This is a genomic window from Flavobacterium sp. FlaQc-47 (assembly GCF_044006475.1).
Lineage (GTDB): Bacteria > Bacteroidota > Bacteroidia > Flavobacteriales > Flavobacteriaceae > Flavobacterium.
Map to the genome: position 1 here is coordinate 92,174 of NZ_JBIPCQ010000006.1, position 17,545 is coordinate 109,718.

Below are 17,545 nucleotides of genomic sequence, written 5' to 3' on the forward strand. Positions count from 1 at the left end.
GATTTCGATTTCTATGATAAAACCAATCTTTTATCAGGAGCTAATCCCGCTATCTGTTTTCATAATATTTTCGTTCAGTTTGTCATTTCGAGGAACGAGAAATCACATAACGTAAACATACAGTGCGTTGCTCTCTGAATGTGATTTCTCCTCCGTTGAAATGACAAAATGTTTGTTTTACTTCTTCATTTAGACCTGACAGATTTTAAAAACCTGTCAGGTCTAATATAACTACGAGTTCGCGTGAGGGATGGCAGTGGAGCTCTTTTTTAAGGCAATTTTTGCTTCGCCTGTTCACTATCGTTCGGGTCTTTGTCTTAAAAAAAGCGGGAACGTACAGCCCGGCCCGGAGGGACACGCCCAAATTAATAAAACAACCAGTCGATTGCGCCTTTTTCTCCTGCATCAATATAACCAACATCGCGAGGTGTAATGGTTTGATTGGCATCGATAAATCCTAAAATCAATACTCTGCCTTTACCCAAATCTAGTTTATTTTCTCCGGGCTGAAACGTGTAGGTGTGAATATTTACACGAGGTAATTCTTTTAAATTCATGGCGCTTGCCAAAATCACCTCGGCCTGACCAAAAGCATTTCCGGCGGCATCTGTTTCTAAACTTGGCGGGAACAAAAATCTTTTTTGATCTGAATTGAAATAACCAACAACCAATTTTACAGATTTGGTATTTTTAAATTTCAAATGTGTTCCGTTTTCGTTTTGTGCTGTTTCATCGAATGCAATTCCTTTTAGGTTTTGCAATTCCGGAGCTGTTTTTGTCAATTCAGAAATTGGCGTTCCGTACACTTTTGTTCCATTTTTTACGTCGTAATTCCCTTTGCTTTCACTTAGTAAAGTTACTTCGGCAGTTTGCCATGGTTTTTCTACTTTAGCTACAATTTTACCATCTTTTGAAGCTTTTAGTAATTCTAAATTTCTTTTAAAATTAACCAATTCGCGTTCATAATGCGGTAATAATTCTGCCCAAGTTTTATTGTTTCCGTCATCGCCGCCAATCGGAATTCTGCGTTGTGCGGTTTGCATGCTGTTGGCATAATAATAGGTGTCTTTCGTTAAATTTACCAATAATTCGTAATGCTCGATGCTTTTTTCTAAATGCGGCATTGCCTTATCTAAATCTGAAATATCATTTGAATAACTGTATCTTAAAACCAATAACGCCGCTTTTACCTTTTCTGAAAAGAAATCGGCGAAAGCCTTATAAGAATGCATATCATTTTTAAGACGCAAAAATTCGTCTTTGTTTTGTGTTACTTTTGGTTCTGCTTTGTCTATGGCTTCAACAGCCAATCTTCCGTGTTCTGTGATTTCAGCAATAATCTGGGTAGGAAGTTCACCGGAATGTGGTTCGTGATTCCATTCTTTTTTGGCATATTCTAAAAGCAATTCGCCCGCAGGTCCGCACGATTCGTGGAAACCAGGATAAACTCTCCATTTCGCCGGATTTACCAATTGGCTTTCGAACATTCCTAATAATAAAGTCTGACGATTTCCTTCTGTAATTCCGAAACGTCTTAAAGTTTTGGGCGCAATTTCTCCGGTTTCATCATATGCTTTTTGAATATTATTTGCGGCTTCTAAATCTGTTCCGTATTTCGCAGCCAGATCTTTATCCCAAAACTGAACTTCTTCCTTTCTGTCTCTTTTACTATCCCAAGCATATCTTGCCCAGGCTTTGTACCAAATCCAGTCGCGATCCATTTCCAGAATTCGTTCGCCTGTTTTTGTTTTATCAGCAGAATATGGCCAATCCCAATACGATGCCTGCGGATATAAATGTAGCGCATTTGCTCCGTGCGCACTGTGCATGGCTTTTACCGTTTTCTGAATAAAGTCCGGAGAACCGTATCTAAAAGGTTCCAGATTTGCGAGAATATGAACGTTCTCGATATGAATCGATTTTAAGGCGCTTAATTGTTTGTGCGTTTCTCCCCAAGGTCCGCCTGGTTTGTAAGTGGTTAAGGATTCGCCGGTATATTTACTTTCGGTGTATAGATTTTTATATAACGGAAGCGATTTTTCCATTACCAAAGGGCCATCGGTATCATGCGAACGCAAAATAATTGGCGGTTCGTCTGTTCTTCCCAATGTTTTTAAACCATCCTGAACTCCCGGAATAATCGTTTTGGTAAACCATTCTACGTCATCATCAACCGTATTTATGGCTTCTCCCAAACAAACCATTAATCCCACATTTGGATATTTTTCTATAAAAGCGGCAATAGATTTTCTGGTATAATCTGAAAGTAAAGGCGTAATTGGACGCGAACGATCCTGTGTTTTGATGTTATAATGTTCGGCAAAAGGTTTTGAAACGATGATATTATAAAACATCTGAATGACCCAGATGCCTCTTTTGTTGGCTTCTTCGGTTAGGAATTTATAAATTTCTTCGTTCTTTTTGAAATCTTCGTCGCTAACTTCTACTGCAAACGGATATTCTTTTAGTTTTACCAATGAAGCAAACGGATGTCCGTTCCATAAATACAATGAATTCATGCGGTTTTCGACTAACATATCAAGATACTTTTTCCAAAGTTTTTTATCGTAAAACCAAGGAAAAGTTTCAGGCGTATACGGATATTCATAAACGTCTCTGCCGGGAAGATAAGTTGTTTTTTGCATTCCGATACACGCACCGCGCAAAACCATTTCGGGACTGTCATCAATATTAATTTCTAACGGAATTTGTCCTGAACTTTTAATACGATCTGCCAGTTCCAATGCACCGTATAAAGCACCTGAAGCGTCGGTTCCTTCAATATAGATAATGTTGTTTTGGGTGCGAATTTGGAAGCCTTCTTTTTTGGTTAACTGGCTATCGTCTATTTTAGCAGCCTTTGAATTTTGTTTCCAAAAATCGGTTCCTTTTTCGCCAATAACAATGACTTTCTCTTTCTTATTTATTTTATCAGAAGAGATTACTTTGAATCCTTTTTGAGATAAAGTTTCAGATAATTTTTCTGCACCAAATTGTGCTCTTGGCGACTTGCTATCACTAACAATTGTGATGTTTTGCGCTGTTGTGAAAGTGACGTAAAAACTTAAAAAAAGTAACGTAATATATTTCATTGTATTATGTTTTTGTTCAACCGATTTGTCATTTCGACGGAGGAGAAATCTCACACGTAACCACAATATTGGAATATCTAGTTTGATCTCTCCTTCGTCGAGATGACAAAAAATGAGAGTATAAAATCTGCCGAATCTGCAAATCTGCGTGCTAAAAATTTTCCACGCAGATTTGCAGATTGAGCAGATATTTTTATTTAATCCTGAAAAATCTTTTTCAAATACGCCACATTTGCACCGTAATTTGCTTTTACATTATGTACTTGCGTGACGTCACGAGAACGTTCTACAATTAACCAGCCGCTCCATTTCATTTCGTCCAGCGTTTTTTTGATTTCCAACATATTAATCATGGTGTCACTTTCAAGCCAGACTTTATCTGTGTTTGATGCGTGAATTTGTGCCAAATATTTTTTGCCTAATATTTTTAATTCTGATGGAATATCTCTTCCGTTATCGGCTGCATTGGCAAAATTGAAAGAGCTTTTGATGTATTTAGAATCTATTTCTTCTAATAATTTCTTTTCTTCAGTTGCGTTCAATGAAGTTTCTATAGCAATTACACCACCAATTTTACCTACTTGTTTTCCTGCCCATTTTAATCTTTCAACAATTACAGGACGCAGTTCCGGATTTTTAACCAAATCACTTTCAGTTCCTAACGGAAGATAAGCCACTTTTACCTTCATGTCTTTCATGGCTTTTACGCAATCATTAATCATCGGTTCGATGGTTTCTCTTTTGGCAAAAGACTGCGCATAGAATCCGGACATAGCAATAGAACTGATTCCCACATGCAATTCTTTCGATTTATCGACAAATTTTTGCCTTTCAACCGGATCGCCCAATTTACTGTCAAAAGTTGGTCTGTTTCCTAAACCACCCATGTCCAGTTCTATTCCGTCGGCTTTTATTTCAGCAGCTAAACCAAACGCACCTAATTTTTGTCTTTTTAAAATCATCCAGTCGCAAACCGCAACTTTATATTGTTGTTTATTTGATGACTGAGCTGTTGCGCAACTATTAAATGCTCCTGCAAAAATCACTGTAAAAAATATAGCCGTTAATTTTATAAAAATTTTATTGCTCATTGTTGTGTGTTTTTTTAGCCACGAATTGCACCAATTTTCACGAATTATTTTTAACACATTGTGGCTAAAAATTAGTGCAAATTCGTGTAATTCGTGGCAAACTTTTTCTTTACTCTTCTTCAGCCTTAACAGCCGTTACGGTTTTACTTTCATCGCCAGGCCAGATTCCGTTTTTGATGGGAAGTACTTTTAATTTACTTGGATCGATTTTTACGTATTTCAGTTTTTCTCTTCTCCATGTATAAACAATATGCACCATTCCGTCAGCACTCTGAATCATCGATGGATATGAATATTGACTAATTTTTGAATCTTCTAAAACCAAAGCTGCTTTCCAGTTAATTCCGTCATCAGAAATAGAAACATTCAATGGCGTTCTGGGTCCTTTTGCTTCTGTTCCCGGAGGTAAAACGTGATTGTAAACTAGCAGATGTTTTCCATTTTTAAGGGTTACGGCATCGGTTCCTGAATTATTATTTGGCAAACCAATTAACTCAACATCAGACCATGTTTTTCCGTTATCTTTAGAAAACGTACTAAAGATTGCTCTGTTTCTCGTTCTTCCAATTGCCTGAATTCTTCCGTCTTTATGGAATAAAATACTAGGCTGAATCGCATTTATCTTTTGTTTTCCTCTTGATAAAGTATCGCCCATTAACCATGTTTTTCCAAAATCAGGAGTCGATTCCATACGAAGTCTCCAACCGTCGCCTTCAATACTTGACGGACATAATAAAGTTCCGTTGCTTAATAAAACAGGTTTGTTTTTGATTGGTCCTAAGAAACCATCGGGCATATTTTTAGCCTCAGACCATGTTTTTCCGTTATCAGATGAAGTTCTGATCATTCCCCACCATTCAGATGGTTTAGGTCCTATTTTGTAGAATAACATTAAATCACCGCCTGGAATCTGATATAAAACCGGATTCCATGTTGGTAATCTCGGTCCATCTTTCATCACGCCATCAGCCACTTTAACACCTTCGCCCCATTTATCACTTCCTTTAGGTTTTATGCTCACATAGATACAAACGTCAGGATGTCTTTCGTGCGTTCCACCAAACCAGGAAGAAACTAAATCTCCATTTGTAGTTTCAACAATTGTAACTGCGTGGCAAGACGGATAAGGTGCTTTATCGTAAATAAATTCATCAACCAAAATCCCTTCTTTCCAGGTTTTATTTTGTAAAGTTGGTTTGCAGCTTCCCAAAAGGAAAAGTCCAAACAAGACAAATATCAATTTTATGATCTTCATTCTTAATTTTATTGAATTAAAATTTTGGATTATAAATACATTCCTAATATTTTTTTAGGTAAAAATATTTATTAAGTGTAAAAATAACACTAAAAATTTAACAATGTATCCTGTACTGTCCCGAATTGTCTAAAATTAACGCTTTACGGAAATAGCGTAAGATCCGGATGACAAATTCAAAACCAAATTATTGTTTTCTATTTTATAAGAAGATGAAAATGCAACACTTAGTTTTTTATTATTAATAGTTACAGTTGAAATATCAGAAGTTGGCAGATAAACAATAGCCGAACTATTTGCCGGAATATTAATTTTCCAGTCGAGTTTGTTTTTAGCTTTTTTCCAGTCACTTTTAATCAATCCGTAAACAGATTCATACGAAGCATTTACAAAAGTTAATCCGGCTTCAAAATCAGGTTTCATAATAATTTGTTTAAAACCCGGATTTTCAGGATCACTCTTTATTCCGGCCATATTTTCATAATACCAAATCAATAAATCGCCTAAAAGCATGACGTGATTTTGCGAGTTCATTTTAGGATCGGCGGTGTTTCCGTTCCATAATTCCCAAATTGTTGTCGCGCCGTTTTTTGCCATATAACCCCAACTTGGATACGTATCGTTTGAAGCCAGTTTATAACTCAAATCCGATCTTCCAAATTTAGATAACGTTCGCATTAAAAACTGAGTTCCTATAACGCCCGTACTAATATGACCTTTGTACGTTACCTCGACTTCATGCACAATATTATCAAATACTTTAGCTTCTAAATTTTCAGGAATCATCCCAAATGCCAAGGGAAGTAAATTTGCCGTTACCGTATTATTCACATATTTATTTGTTTTTGGATCGAAAAACTTCGCATTAAAAGCCGTTTTTATTCTTTCAGAAAGTGCGTTGTAATATTGAATATCATCAGCATTTGTTCGGTTAATTGCTGCAAAGCTTTTCATTTTCTGTAATAAATGATAATAAAAAGCACTTGCAATTAATTCTCCGTTTGTAGTTCTCGCTGAATCTTTGGAGTGAATTAATTCCAACGATTCAGGAGGAACGCACCAGTCTCCGTATTTATCTTTGGTCATTAAATCCTTTACCAAATAATTCTGTTCCATATACACAACCCATTTTTTCATGGATGGATAATGTTTTTCAATTACTTTTTTATCGCCAAATTGCTGATACAACATATCTGTAACCGTAATATACGTTCCCGGCCAGGTTACATTATCTCCGTAATAACGCCAAAATGCAGGCGCGACATCCGGAATTCCGCCATCTGCCGTTTGTGCATTTTTGATATCATCAAGCCATTTTGCGTATAGTGTTTGATTATCGAATAAAAAACTTTCGCCATAAGCTCCCGTCGTTCTGTCGCCCATCCACGGCTGGCGCTCATTTCGCTGCGGACAATCAATTGGCATTCCTTTATAATTTCCTCTAATTCCCCAATAGGCATTTTTGAAAATCTGGTTCATCGTCGCATCCGAAGATTCAAAAGTTCCCGTTGTTTTTATATCGTCGTAAACTACTTTTCCAACAAAATTATCTACAGTTGGTTTTGTCGGAAATCCTGAAACTTCTACAAAACGGAATCCGTGAAATATAAATCTTGGTTCCCAAATTTCTTCGCCTTCTCCATTTAAAGTATAAACATCAGTGGTTCTCGCATCTCTTAAATTTTCGATATACAAAGAGCCATCAGCTTGCAAAGATTCCGCAAATTTCAAAGTCACTTTATCGCCGCTTTTTCCTTTTACTTTCAATTGAAGCCAGCCGACCATATTCTGACCCATATCAAGAATATAAGTTCCTTTGGGCGTTTTATTGATTGAAATGGGTTTTACCTCGCCCATAATTTTCATATTCGGCGTCATTTGTGCTTCATAAAAACCGCCGGGTTCCTGAACATATTCTGCCTGAAACCAGTTTTTATCATCAAAATTGGTGGTGTTCCAATTTTTCATTTCTTTTCGGGCGTCGTATTCTTCTCCGTCGTATTCGTTGTTTGATAAAATTGGTCCGTTTGTGGTTACTTTCCAGGTATCATCGGTTCTGATTATGTCTTTACTTCCATCCGTATATTCTACAACCAATTGCAAAGCCATTTTTGGGTAACCAAATGTTTTAATTTTATACGGTTTATAATCCTGACGCATGGTAAAAAAACGTCCGTTGCCTAAAATCGTTCCCAACATGTTTTTACCTTCTTTCAATTGCGAAGTCACATCAAAAACATTGTATTTTTCATTCTTAGTATAATCCGTAGGAACCGGTGCCAAAACCTGATCGCCAATTTTATTTCCGTTAATATAAAATTCATAAAGTCCCAAACCCATGATGTAGACTTTGGCGCTTTTAACTTGTTTTTTTAAGTTGATTTCTTTTCGAAGATATCTGGCAGACAATTTCGAATACTGCGAAATACTATCTCCCGCAGAAGCTTTTTCATAACCAATCCAGCGTGTTGATTTCCAGTCGGCATAATTTAAAATTCCCATGCTAAAATGAGCTTTCTCAACAGATTGAATTTCTCCTTTGTTTGTCCATACAATTACTTTCCAAAATGCATTTTGGCGGTTTTCTAAACGTTTTCCGTTATAAATAATATGGACAGATTCATCACTTTCTACTTTACCACTATCCCATAAATCAGCTTTGTTCGAATTTAAATTTTCTAAAGTCGAAGCCACAATAATTTGATATGCCGTTTGTTTTACATCATTTACATCTGCGTTTATTTGCCAGCTCAATCTTGGTTTCACAACATCAATTCCTTCCGGATTGTTCAGCATTTCGCATTGCAAATTGGTAACGCTGATTTTATTTTGGGCTTTCGCCGAAAGTGTAAAAAGTGAGATGATTATTGTTAGATGTAAAAAAAACTTTTTCATGTGTTGTGTTTAATGATATGCTGATACTGTTTTTTTGCCCGCAGGTTTGACGGATTAAACGGATTGACACGGATTTATTCCCGTCTTTACGCTTAGTTGTAACCCCAAGGAACGAGCAGAATATACAATAAGAATCTGTGCCAATCCGTTTAATCAGTCAAATCCGTGGGTAAATCTTTACTCCGAAACTAACTTTTCTAATTTCTCAGAAACCGCAATTTCCTTACCGTTTTTAAAAATTCTAAATCCTTTTCCTTTATGATATTTTTCTCCCGTTTTATCCCAAAGAATCGTAATGATATTGCCGTGATACAAAACATTATCCAGACAAAACCAATCCCATTTTTCTTGCGGAATCAACGGATTCACTTCTATTTTTTCATCTGCTCTCGGGCGTAAACCTACCAAACCTGTAATCATCAAATCATTAAAAGTAGAATGATTGTAGTAACGGCTTCTCTCTTTTTCACCCATTAACCAATATCCTGTAGTTTCATCCAGATATTCGCCTAAATAAGGTCTTCCGTGAAAATATTGCGATTCAATATATAAATTCATTTGTTTAAAATAATCGGTTTTAGCAACAAAATTCTGATCGTAATTGTTCAACACATTCGCCAAAGCCGTTAAGGTTTGCGAACTGGCAAAAGGCCAAATCGCACCGTCCCATTCGCAAGTTCCTGTTCCGTGTGTTCTAAAACGCGGACTTCTTCTCTCCGCCGTTGTTAACCCAAAAGGAGCCGAAAATCCTTTTTCATCCTTAATTTGTTCCCACGCTTTTTCAAAACCTTTATCTTTTTGAGGCAAATTAAAATACCACGGAATAAATCCGATTGCTTCTCGAACCTGCGCTAAAGTATCTTTTTCTGTAAACGTTTCAAAAAATTCACTTTTAGTATTCCACAGTTTCGTTTCAACTAATTTTTGTAGTGTATCTGCTTTGGCTTCAAAATATGTTTCCTGTTTGGCATCGCCTTTTAGCTTTGCAATTTTCGCCAAAGCGGTTGCATTTCCAAACATATAACTGTTAATTGTCGGGCGTGCATTTCTAAATTTTCTTGCTCCGCTCAACGACTCTTCCATTCCGTCTTTTACATCAAACTGCCAGAACAAACCGTCTTTGCGTTTTCTGTCTCCTTCCCAGGCTGCATATTCTGCAACCAAATCAGGATATATGTCCAATAAAAATTTATCGTCTTTATTGACCAAATACCTATTATACAAAGCATAAGCCGTCCAGCTGCTAAAAGTTCGAAGCTTTTTCATTGGCTTGCCGTCATTTCCTCTAAACCATAAATGAACGTCCTGCTCAATATACTGCGGATCATGAACCCATCGAAATTCGTTGATATGATGTCCCAAAGCACAACTAATCATATTGTATTTATCTGCATAAGAACGATCTACTAAAAACTCCGTAATCGCATATCCCTGAGGCGTTTTTTTTATATGTTTTCTCGCGCTCCACCATCTAAAATAATAAATCTCTTCAAAATTTTGCTGCGGACACTCAAACAACGGAATATTCTTTTCCATCCAACTCCACGACGAATCATTCGGAATCGCAAATTTTAAATTCTCATCTTCCATCGTGTTGAAATAATCAACATAATGTTTGTAGTTTTCTTCTTTTAAAATAACTGCCGAACTTTTTTTAGTAGCATTTATTCCTGATTTACAACTTATATTTAAAGTTGAAATCAAGATTATAAAAGCAATTATTTTGTATTTAAAATGATGTAACATATTCAAATTATTAGTATCAAATTCATTTTTTGGGCGTGTTTCGCCGCGGCGAATTTTACTGTCCGTTCACGCTTTTCATTTCTGCAAGGTTTTCAAAACCTTGTAGGTATTAACATTTCAAAAGTCTATGCGCACCAATTTGTCATTTCGACGGAGGAGAAATCACATAACGTTAAGACACAAAGTTCGTCACTCTCTGGATGTGATTTCTCCTCCGTCGAAATGACAAAAAAGCGTTTAATTCCCATAAAAAGTATACGTTTGTCCTGCCTTCATTTTCACATCATATTCATTATACTTTGGCAAAACCACTTTCTTTAAATTTGCTTTTTCAGATATAATCGGTTTCTTCACTTCCACATCATAAAACAACGGATTTGTATTCTTTCCTTTTGCTTTTTTAAGAGATTTTCCTTTTAAAGTATTTTCTACTTTCAATCGGCAGTTTCCACCAATTTTCGAATAGATTTTTAACTCCGAAACCTTATTGTTTTTCCAGGTCATATCAATTACAAATCCACCTCTTGTAACCAAACCTTTTATACTTCCTTCTTTCCAAACACTTGGTAAAGCAGGCAATAAATGAATCGCATCTTCCTGACTTTGCATCAGCATTTCGGCGATTCCGGCCGTGCATCCAAAGTTACCATCAATTTGAAAAGGCTGATGCGCATCCAACATATTCGGGTACGTTCCGCCGCCTTTTCTTTGGTCAGCCGTAACCAAATGCATTTGATCCTGGATTAATTTATAAGCGTGATTTCCATCTAAAAGTCTTGCCCACAAATTCACTTTCCATCCCATTGACCAGCCTGTAGATTCGTCTGTTCTGTAAATCAAAGATTGTTTTGCCGCTTCAAATAATTCAGGTGTTTTAATTGCAGAAATCTGATTACTCGGATACAATCCGTATAAATGCGAAACATGTCGGTGATTGTCTTTAGGATTATCCCAATCGTCCTGCCATTCCTGCAGCTGACTGTGTTTTCCAATTTTCATTGGAGGCATTTTTGCCAGCGCCTCGCTTACTTTTTTCACATAAGCGGCATCTGGTGAAACCAAAGTCGAAGCTTCGATAACATGCGTAAACAAATCAAAAATCAACTGATTGTCCATTGTAGTTCCTGATGCAATTGTTGCTTTTCCGGTTCCGCCTGCATGTGTGTTTTCAGGCGAACTTGACGGTACAACTACTAAATATTTTGTGTTTGGATCAATAACCATAAAATCAAGGAAAAAATCTGCTGCACCTTTCATGATCGGATAAATTTCTTCGAGATATTTTTTATCGCCTGTATACAAATATCTTTCCCATAAATCCTGACAAACCCATGCACCGCCTGTTGTCCACATTCCCGAAGCTGCAGAATCAACCGGAGCCGTAACGCGCCAGATATCAGTATTATGATGCAAAACCCAGCCGCTTGCATTGTACATCATTCGGGCTGTTTCTGCTCCAGTAACACTTAATTCTTTTGCCATTTGAACAAAAGGTTCGTGCATTTCCTGAAGATTCGTTACTTGTGCCGGCCAATAATTCATTTCGGCATTAATATTTGTTGTGTATTTACTGTCCCACGGCGGCGTCACCATATCATTCCAAATTCCTTGTAAATTGGCAGGTTGCCCGCCCGGTTGTGAACTCGAAATTAAAAGATAACGACCAAATTGGAAATATAAACTCGCCAATTGCGGATCAAATTGTTTAGAAAAATCCCTGATTCTTTCGTTTGTTGGTTTCTTTGCCAATTCATTCGAACCTAAATCAAAAGAAACTCTATTGAAGAATTTTTGATAATAAGCAATATGATCTTTTTTGATACTTTCGAAATCTTTTGTTTCGGCTTTCGCCAAATATGACTTGCTTTTCGCAACTTCATCTTCTGAAATATCCTGATAGTTTTTAAAATTAGTCGCAATCGAAATATATAAAGTCACTTCATCTGCTTTGCTAATGCTTAAAACTCCGTTACTGGCATCAATTTCACCACCTTTATTTTTAGCGGTTAGTCTGCCCTGAAATTTTATTTTTCCTTTTACACCTTCAAAATTAGTTCCTAAACCGGAAAGTATAATTTGGTTTCCTTCTGTCGAAGCAACGGTTTTATCAATCGGACTGTTCATGAAAACATTACACGTAATTTGTCCCGGTTTGCTTGCAGAAAGTTTTACTACAATCACCTGATCTGAAAAAGCAGTCAAAATTTCTCTAGTAAATTCTACTCCGTTTACCGTATATTTTACTTTTGCCGTAGCATTTGCAATATCTAAATCTCTGTAATAATTGGTATATTTTTGATGTCCCGGAAATGAAATATAAACGCTTCCAAAAGTCTGGTATGGCATTCCGTCATTGGTTTGCGACATAATATCCTGCGTTGCCAATTCCTGCGCTTCATCAAATTTTCCATCAAAAATTAACTGACGAACAATAGGCAGTGCTTTTATTGATTTTGAATGTGCGTTGCTATTTGGAGAACCTGCCCAAATGGTTTCTTCGTTCAATTGCAAACGCTCCACCGCCGGATCTCCAAAAACCATTGCACCCAATCGACCATTTCCCAGAGGCAAAGCTTCGTTCCAGATTGCCGCAGGTTTATCGTACCATAATTTTAGATCGCTATTACTTTGCGCCGTCGCCGTAAACGAAAAAATTCCGACACAAATTGCAGTTATTTTATTTCTTAACTTCATATAAATATTTTTTTAGCCACGACCCGAGCGATAGCGAACAGGCGAAGCAATTACACGAATTAGTACTAATTTCTTTTTAATTTTTATTTCAATTTCTCTAATTTCTTGCCACATACTAAAGGATTTTCACTGATTAAAATCTGCTTAATCTGCGTGAAAAAAATTACTCTCGCAGATTTAGCAGATTATGGAGATTAAAAAATCCTTCTAATCCTTTATCCCGATAGCTATCGGGAGTTGCAAAAATTAAATTACTGCTATTACATTCGTGAAAATTCGTGAAATTTGTGGCAACTCTTTCTTGCTTCTTATTTCTTGTATCTTACTTTTTAACCTCGTAAATCTTGTTATTTTTCTCGCCAAACATTTCATATAATTTGTCGATATCTTTCAGCGCGTTTTTAGGTAAATTTTCGGCTTTATTTCCAAAAACATATAATTTCTCATAAGGTTCGATCACACAAGTCGATTCGTCAATTTCGCCTTTTTCATTTTTGACCTTATTCAAATCCAAACCTAAATATTTTGCCATAAACGGATACAAAGCCATACGTTTTGAAATTCCAAAATCATGACCTTCTTTGGCAAAATGAGCATTTTCTACTAAATCTTTTTTTCCGTAAAGTTCATACGTTCTTTGGATAAAAGGGAATTCCAATTCCGGAACGGCCAATGTCCAGTCTTTTCCATCCGAAACAATCAATTGTGGTTTTGGTGCCATCATTGCCGAAATTTCAGCATTATTGGTTCCGTTACCGCAAAGGTGAATTCCGCGACCACTTTCACACGGACATCCGCCAGAAAAATGAGAAGAAACCATTACAACAGGAGCAGAAACGGTAATTCTGTCATCAATCGCAGCCAAAAACATAGTGTGCGATCCACCGCCAGATCCTCCGGTAACGCCAACTCTTGACATGTCCACATTTTTTTGAGTGGATAAATAATCCAACAATCGTATTCCGCTTAAAACCTGAACCGTTGAAGCGATACTATTTCTATGGGTCTCTTCAGGAAACTGCAATAATGATTCTCCCCACGCAAACAAATCATAACTTACTACAATAGCTCCCATTTTTGCCATAATAGCGCAACGATATTGCTCGTCTTTTCTATATCTTCCGTCTCCAAAATGTCCATCCGGAGTTAAAATTACCGGAGCTTTTTTATTTAACGGATAGGGTTTGTAAATCGAACCTGTTACATAAACGCCAGGCAAAATTTCCAATCCGATATTTTCGATACTGTAATCTTTATAAATTCTTTTTGGGGTTAAAAGTGGTATAGACTTTGGCATTGGGGGAGCTTTATCTAAACCAAATGATGTAATCATACACGCTTTTAACTCCTTTTTACGTGCTTCCCATTCGGTTACATTCGAATATAAAGTCGTTAAATAATCCAGACGTTCTTTTCCTTTATCTACTGAAACCTTATGGTTTTCATATTTACGGATAATATAAGTTCCGTCCGGCTGTTTGAAATACATCAATTCAAAAGGCACTAAAATATTTGTTAAGGAAATCGCCAAATTTCCCGGTTCAATTCGCCAATCGGCATAATCGAGTTCTTTTCCTTTTAGTAAACCTCTGTCGTCGTTAATGGTGACTTTAAAAATGGTTTCGATTTTTTTTAATGTTTCCGAAACTGGTTTTCTGTAGTTTTCATCAGAAGTTATTTGCGCATTTGCATATGTCACGGCAAAGAATAATAATATGTATATTTTAATTTTTATCATTTTAATATTTATTAATAAACGTAGAATTGAACGCGGATGACGCGGATTCGCTAAAGCGAAGACGCAGATTTACGCGAATTTTTTTATTTTAATGTGAATAAAAACTAATTTAAAAAATCCGTTTTAATCCGTGTTTTTACGAAGTAAATCCGTGTCATCCGCGTTCTAAATTCCACATTCAATGGTATATTTTCCTGATCCAAATCTCAGGTTTTTAGTTACTTTTCCATTTACTTTTACTTGTGTTCCCGCTTTAACCGGCAATTTTATGGTTGCCGATGTATTCACAGGAATTTCGATTTTCAAGATCAATTTTCCCTCTTTTTTCTCCCATTCTGAAGTAATATTTCCGTAAATAGATTTGTAAGTTGCTTTTACAAAAGTCATATCGCCCACCATTTCCGGCTGAATAAAAAAATGTTTAAAACCCGGATTTTTATCATCGGGAACAATTCCGGCTAAACTTTGGTAAAACCATTCCTCAATTTGTCCCATCATAAAATGATTCCACGAATTTCCTTTTCTCGGATCCCATTGTTCGGTTAAAGTCGTCAAGCCAAATTTAATCTGAAAACCATAACCCGGCGCATCATAATGATTGTTCATTTTGTACATCATTTCGTTTTCGCCATTTTGTGCCAAAGCCTGAAACAAATAACGATTTCCAACATCGCCTGTTGTTAATCTGTCTCCTTTTGCTTTTATATCTGCTAACAAATTTTGCATTACAGCCGCTTTGTATTGTGGCTCTACGATATCCATATAAACCGGAACGGCATTGCTAAATTGACTGTTTGTGCCATATTGTTTGGTTTGTACATTGAAAAATTCTTTGTTAAAAGCATTTTTAATATCCGAAGTCAAAGTTTCATATTTCTGAATATCTTCTGTTTTGTTCAATAATTTTGCCGCTTTTGCCACCAAACTTGCTCCATAAAAATAATGTGAAGTTGCAGAAAGCGCAATCGGACTATTTTTTGAATATCCTGCGGCATGTGTTCCGTAATCGTACCAATCGCCCAAACCGTGCGACACAATATGATCTTTGGCTTTTGTGCCTAAATAATCCACGTACTTTTTCATTACGGGATAATATTTCTCAATTAAAGAAGCATCGCCGTAATATTCATAATACATCCAAGGCAGAATTACACCTGTTACGCCCCATTCCGGTGAATCGGTGAAATCGCCTCCAAAAACTACATATTCAGGAACGATTGTTGGAATCAATCCATTTTCACGCTGCGAATCTGAAATGTTTTGCATCGTTGCCGGAATAAAACTTTCGAGATTATAATTGAACATTAAACCCGGACCGTTTAAGTGAATTTCCTCCAGCCAACCTAATTTTTCGCGCTGCGGACAATCGGTAAAAACACTTTGAAAATTACTTTTTATCGAGTTATTGATTAGCTCATGTGTCTTGTTGAAAATTTCATTTGAACACGCAAAACTTCCGGATTCACCTGCTGAATTATAAATGAAATTTGATTTTAAATCTATTAATGTAGGCAGGTTTTTATCTTTAGTTTCTTTGTAATTGATATTCTCAATCTGTACATATTGAAAACCGTAATAACTAAATTTTGGCTGCCATTCTTCAACGCCATCTCCTTTTAAAATATAGTCATAATAATAGGGTTTTCCGGATCTTCCCTGATTAATTGTTCCGTCGTCATTCAATCCTTCCCCAACCCAAACACGAACGGTTTGCCCTTTTTTTCCTTTTACTTGTATGGTTGGAAATCCGGATAGATTTTGCCCCATATTAAAAACATAAAAGTTAGGTTTTAATTCTTTTACTTCCTTAACTACGTATTGTTTTTGAATCGTAATTGGCGGCGCGGTCTGTGGTCTTAAAACTCCTTTTGGTGCTTCCTGAACTACTACTTTTTTCCAACTTGAATCTTTAAAACCTTTTTTATTCCAGTCTTTTTGCTCTAAATTGGCGTTGTAATCTTCGCCTCCAAAAATGCTGTTATACGTAATCGGACTTTTGCTGTATTTCCAGCTTTCATCTGATTTTATGACTTCTGAAGAACCGTCTTCGTAAGTAATTTTCATTTTGAAAAATAAAGTCGGCGGACCAAAACTTACAAAAAACTTGGTATATCTTTCGGCAAGCGTGTTGTACATTCCGTTTCCTAAAAGAACTCCAATTACGTTTTCTCCTTTCTCTAATTCTTTCGGATTTAGTTCATAAGTATTGTAATTCACGCTTTTATCGTAATCCGTCCATAAAGGTGCAAATTCACTGTTTCCTGTTTTTTCTCCATTAATCATTAATTCATAATGTCCTAAACCTGAAATATAAACAACTGCTTCTTTAATTTCTTTTTTAACTTCGAAGGATTTACGAAGCATAATACTTCTGCGTGACAACGAATCTGAAGCATTAATTATCGCATTCTTTTTTTCTCTGTTAAAAGTTGCCGAATGGTAATTTCTGCCTTCCGGCAAATGACTGTCGGCTTTTGTAATCGCTCCAATCCAGATGGGGTTTAATTCTGATTCCAACGAAGCGGTTCTGAAAGAAGCTGTTTTACTCCATTTCGAAACTTTGCCTGTTTGATTCCACACTTTAACTTTCCAGAAATATTTGGTTTCGTTTTTTAACGGACTTCCGCCATAAGCTATTTGCAGATTTTTATCAGAATTTATTCTTCCGCTGTTCCAGATATCTGCTTCATCATTTTTTAGTTTTTCTTCAGATGAAGCAACCATAATATAATAGCCAATTTGTGATGCATTAGATTCTTTTGAAACCAATTGCCAGCTTAATCTCGGCTGATTTTGAACTACGGCTACTGGATTTTCAGCCATTTCTGTTTTTAGATGTACAGGCAAAATTTGTCCTTTAGAAACTAATGTTACTAAAAGACAAATTGCTACTACTATATTTTTGAAATTCTTCATTTCTTATTGTTGAGATTTAGAACGCGGATGACACGGATTCGCTAAAGCGAAGACGCGGATAAAAACGGATTTTTTTTAAATATCTATTTCAAAGCGAATAAATAATCCGTTTTTATCT

Annotated in this window: 8 protein-coding genes; all 8 read right to left on the reverse strand. The window is 36.3% G+C overall.

What is annotated here, in order from left to right; genetic code table 11:
- Positions 1-365: 365 nt before the first annotated feature.
- Complete coding sequence (locus ACHRVX_RS18815) at positions 366-3,092, reverse strand: glycoside hydrolase family 20 zincin-like fold domain-containing protein (protein ID WP_395334995.1); 2,727 nt, start codon at positions 3,090-3,092, stop codon at positions 366-368.
- Positions 3,093-3,289: 197 nt separating this feature from the next.
- Positions 3,290-4,183 (reverse strand): sugar phosphate isomerase/epimerase family protein, encoded by an 894-nt coding sequence (locus ACHRVX_RS18820; protein ID WP_395334998.1) that lies wholly within the window; start codon positions 4,181-4,183, stop codon positions 3,290-3,292.
- A gap of 109 nt (positions 4,184-4,292) precedes the next feature.
- The gene (locus ACHRVX_RS18825; protein WP_395335000.1) at positions 4,293-5,438 is read right to left on the reverse strand and encodes an exo-alpha-sialidase; all 1,146 of its coding nucleotides are present in this window, start codon (positions 5,436-5,438) and stop codon (positions 4,293-4,295) included.
- Between the two features lie 135 nt (positions 5,439-5,573).
- Positions 5,574-8,333 (reverse strand): glycoside hydrolase family 78 protein, encoded by a 2,760-nt coding sequence (locus tag ACHRVX_RS18830; RefSeq protein ID WP_395335002.1) that lies wholly within the window; start codon positions 8,331-8,333, stop codon positions 5,574-5,576.
- 177 nt (positions 8,334-8,510) lie between these two features.
- On the reverse strand, positions 8,511-10,079 hold the full coding sequence (locus ACHRVX_RS18835; protein ID WP_395335004.1) for an MGH1-like glycoside hydrolase domain-containing protein: 1,569 nt from the start codon (positions 10,077-10,079) through the stop codon (positions 8,511-8,513).
- Positions 10,080-10,316: 237 nt separating this feature from the next.
- Positions 10,317-12,773 carry a glycosyl hydrolase family 95 catalytic domain-containing protein gene (locus tag ACHRVX_RS18840; RefSeq protein WP_395335006.1) on the reverse strand — a complete coding sequence of 819 codons (2,457 nt, stop codon included), beginning with the start codon at positions 12,771-12,773 and terminating at the stop codon, positions 10,317-10,319.
- A gap of 322 nt (positions 12,774-13,095) precedes the next feature.
- Positions 13,096-14,511 carry an alpha/beta hydrolase family protein gene (locus tag ACHRVX_RS18845; RefSeq protein WP_395335008.1) on the reverse strand — a complete coding sequence of 472 codons (1,416 nt, stop codon included), beginning with the start codon at positions 14,509-14,511 and terminating at the stop codon, positions 13,096-13,098.
- 165 nt (positions 14,512-14,676) lie between these two features.
- On the reverse strand, positions 14,677-17,427 hold the full coding sequence (locus ACHRVX_RS18850) for a glycoside hydrolase family 78 protein (RefSeq protein WP_395335010.1): 2,751 nt from the start codon (positions 17,425-17,427) through the stop codon (positions 14,677-14,679).
- Between the last annotated feature and the right edge of the window lie 118 nt (positions 17,428-17,545).

Bases quoted from the DNA above. Each gene is read 5' to 3' on its own strand.
- ACHRVX_RS18815 (WP_395334995.1), bottom strand. From the start codon at position 3,092: ATGAAATATATTACGTTACTTTTTTTAAGTTTTTACGTCACTTTCACA.
- ACHRVX_RS18820 (WP_395334998.1), bottom strand. From the start codon at position 4,183: ATGAGCAATAAAATTTTTATAAAATTAACGGCTATATTTTTTACAGTG.
- ACHRVX_RS18825 (WP_395335000.1), bottom strand. From the start codon at position 5,438: ATGAAGATCATAAAATTGATATTTGTCTTGTTTGGACTTTTCCTTTTG.
- ACHRVX_RS18830 (WP_395335002.1), bottom strand. From the start codon at position 8,333: ATGAAAAAGTTTTTTTTACATCTAACAATAATCATCTCACTTTTTACA.
- ACHRVX_RS18835 (WP_395335004.1), bottom strand. From the start codon at position 10,079: ATGTTACATCATTTTAAATACAAAATAATTGCTTTTATAATCTTGATT.
- ACHRVX_RS18840 (WP_395335006.1), bottom strand. From the start codon at position 12,773: ATGAAGTTAAGAAATAAAATAACTGCAATTTGTGTCGGAATTTTTTCG.
- ACHRVX_RS18845 (WP_395335008.1), bottom strand. From the start codon at position 14,511: ATGATAAAAATTAAAATATACATATTATTATTCTTTGCCGTGACATAT.
- ACHRVX_RS18850 (WP_395335010.1), bottom strand. From the start codon at position 17,427: ATGAAGAATTTCAAAAATATAGTAGTAGCAATTTGTCTTTTAGTAACA.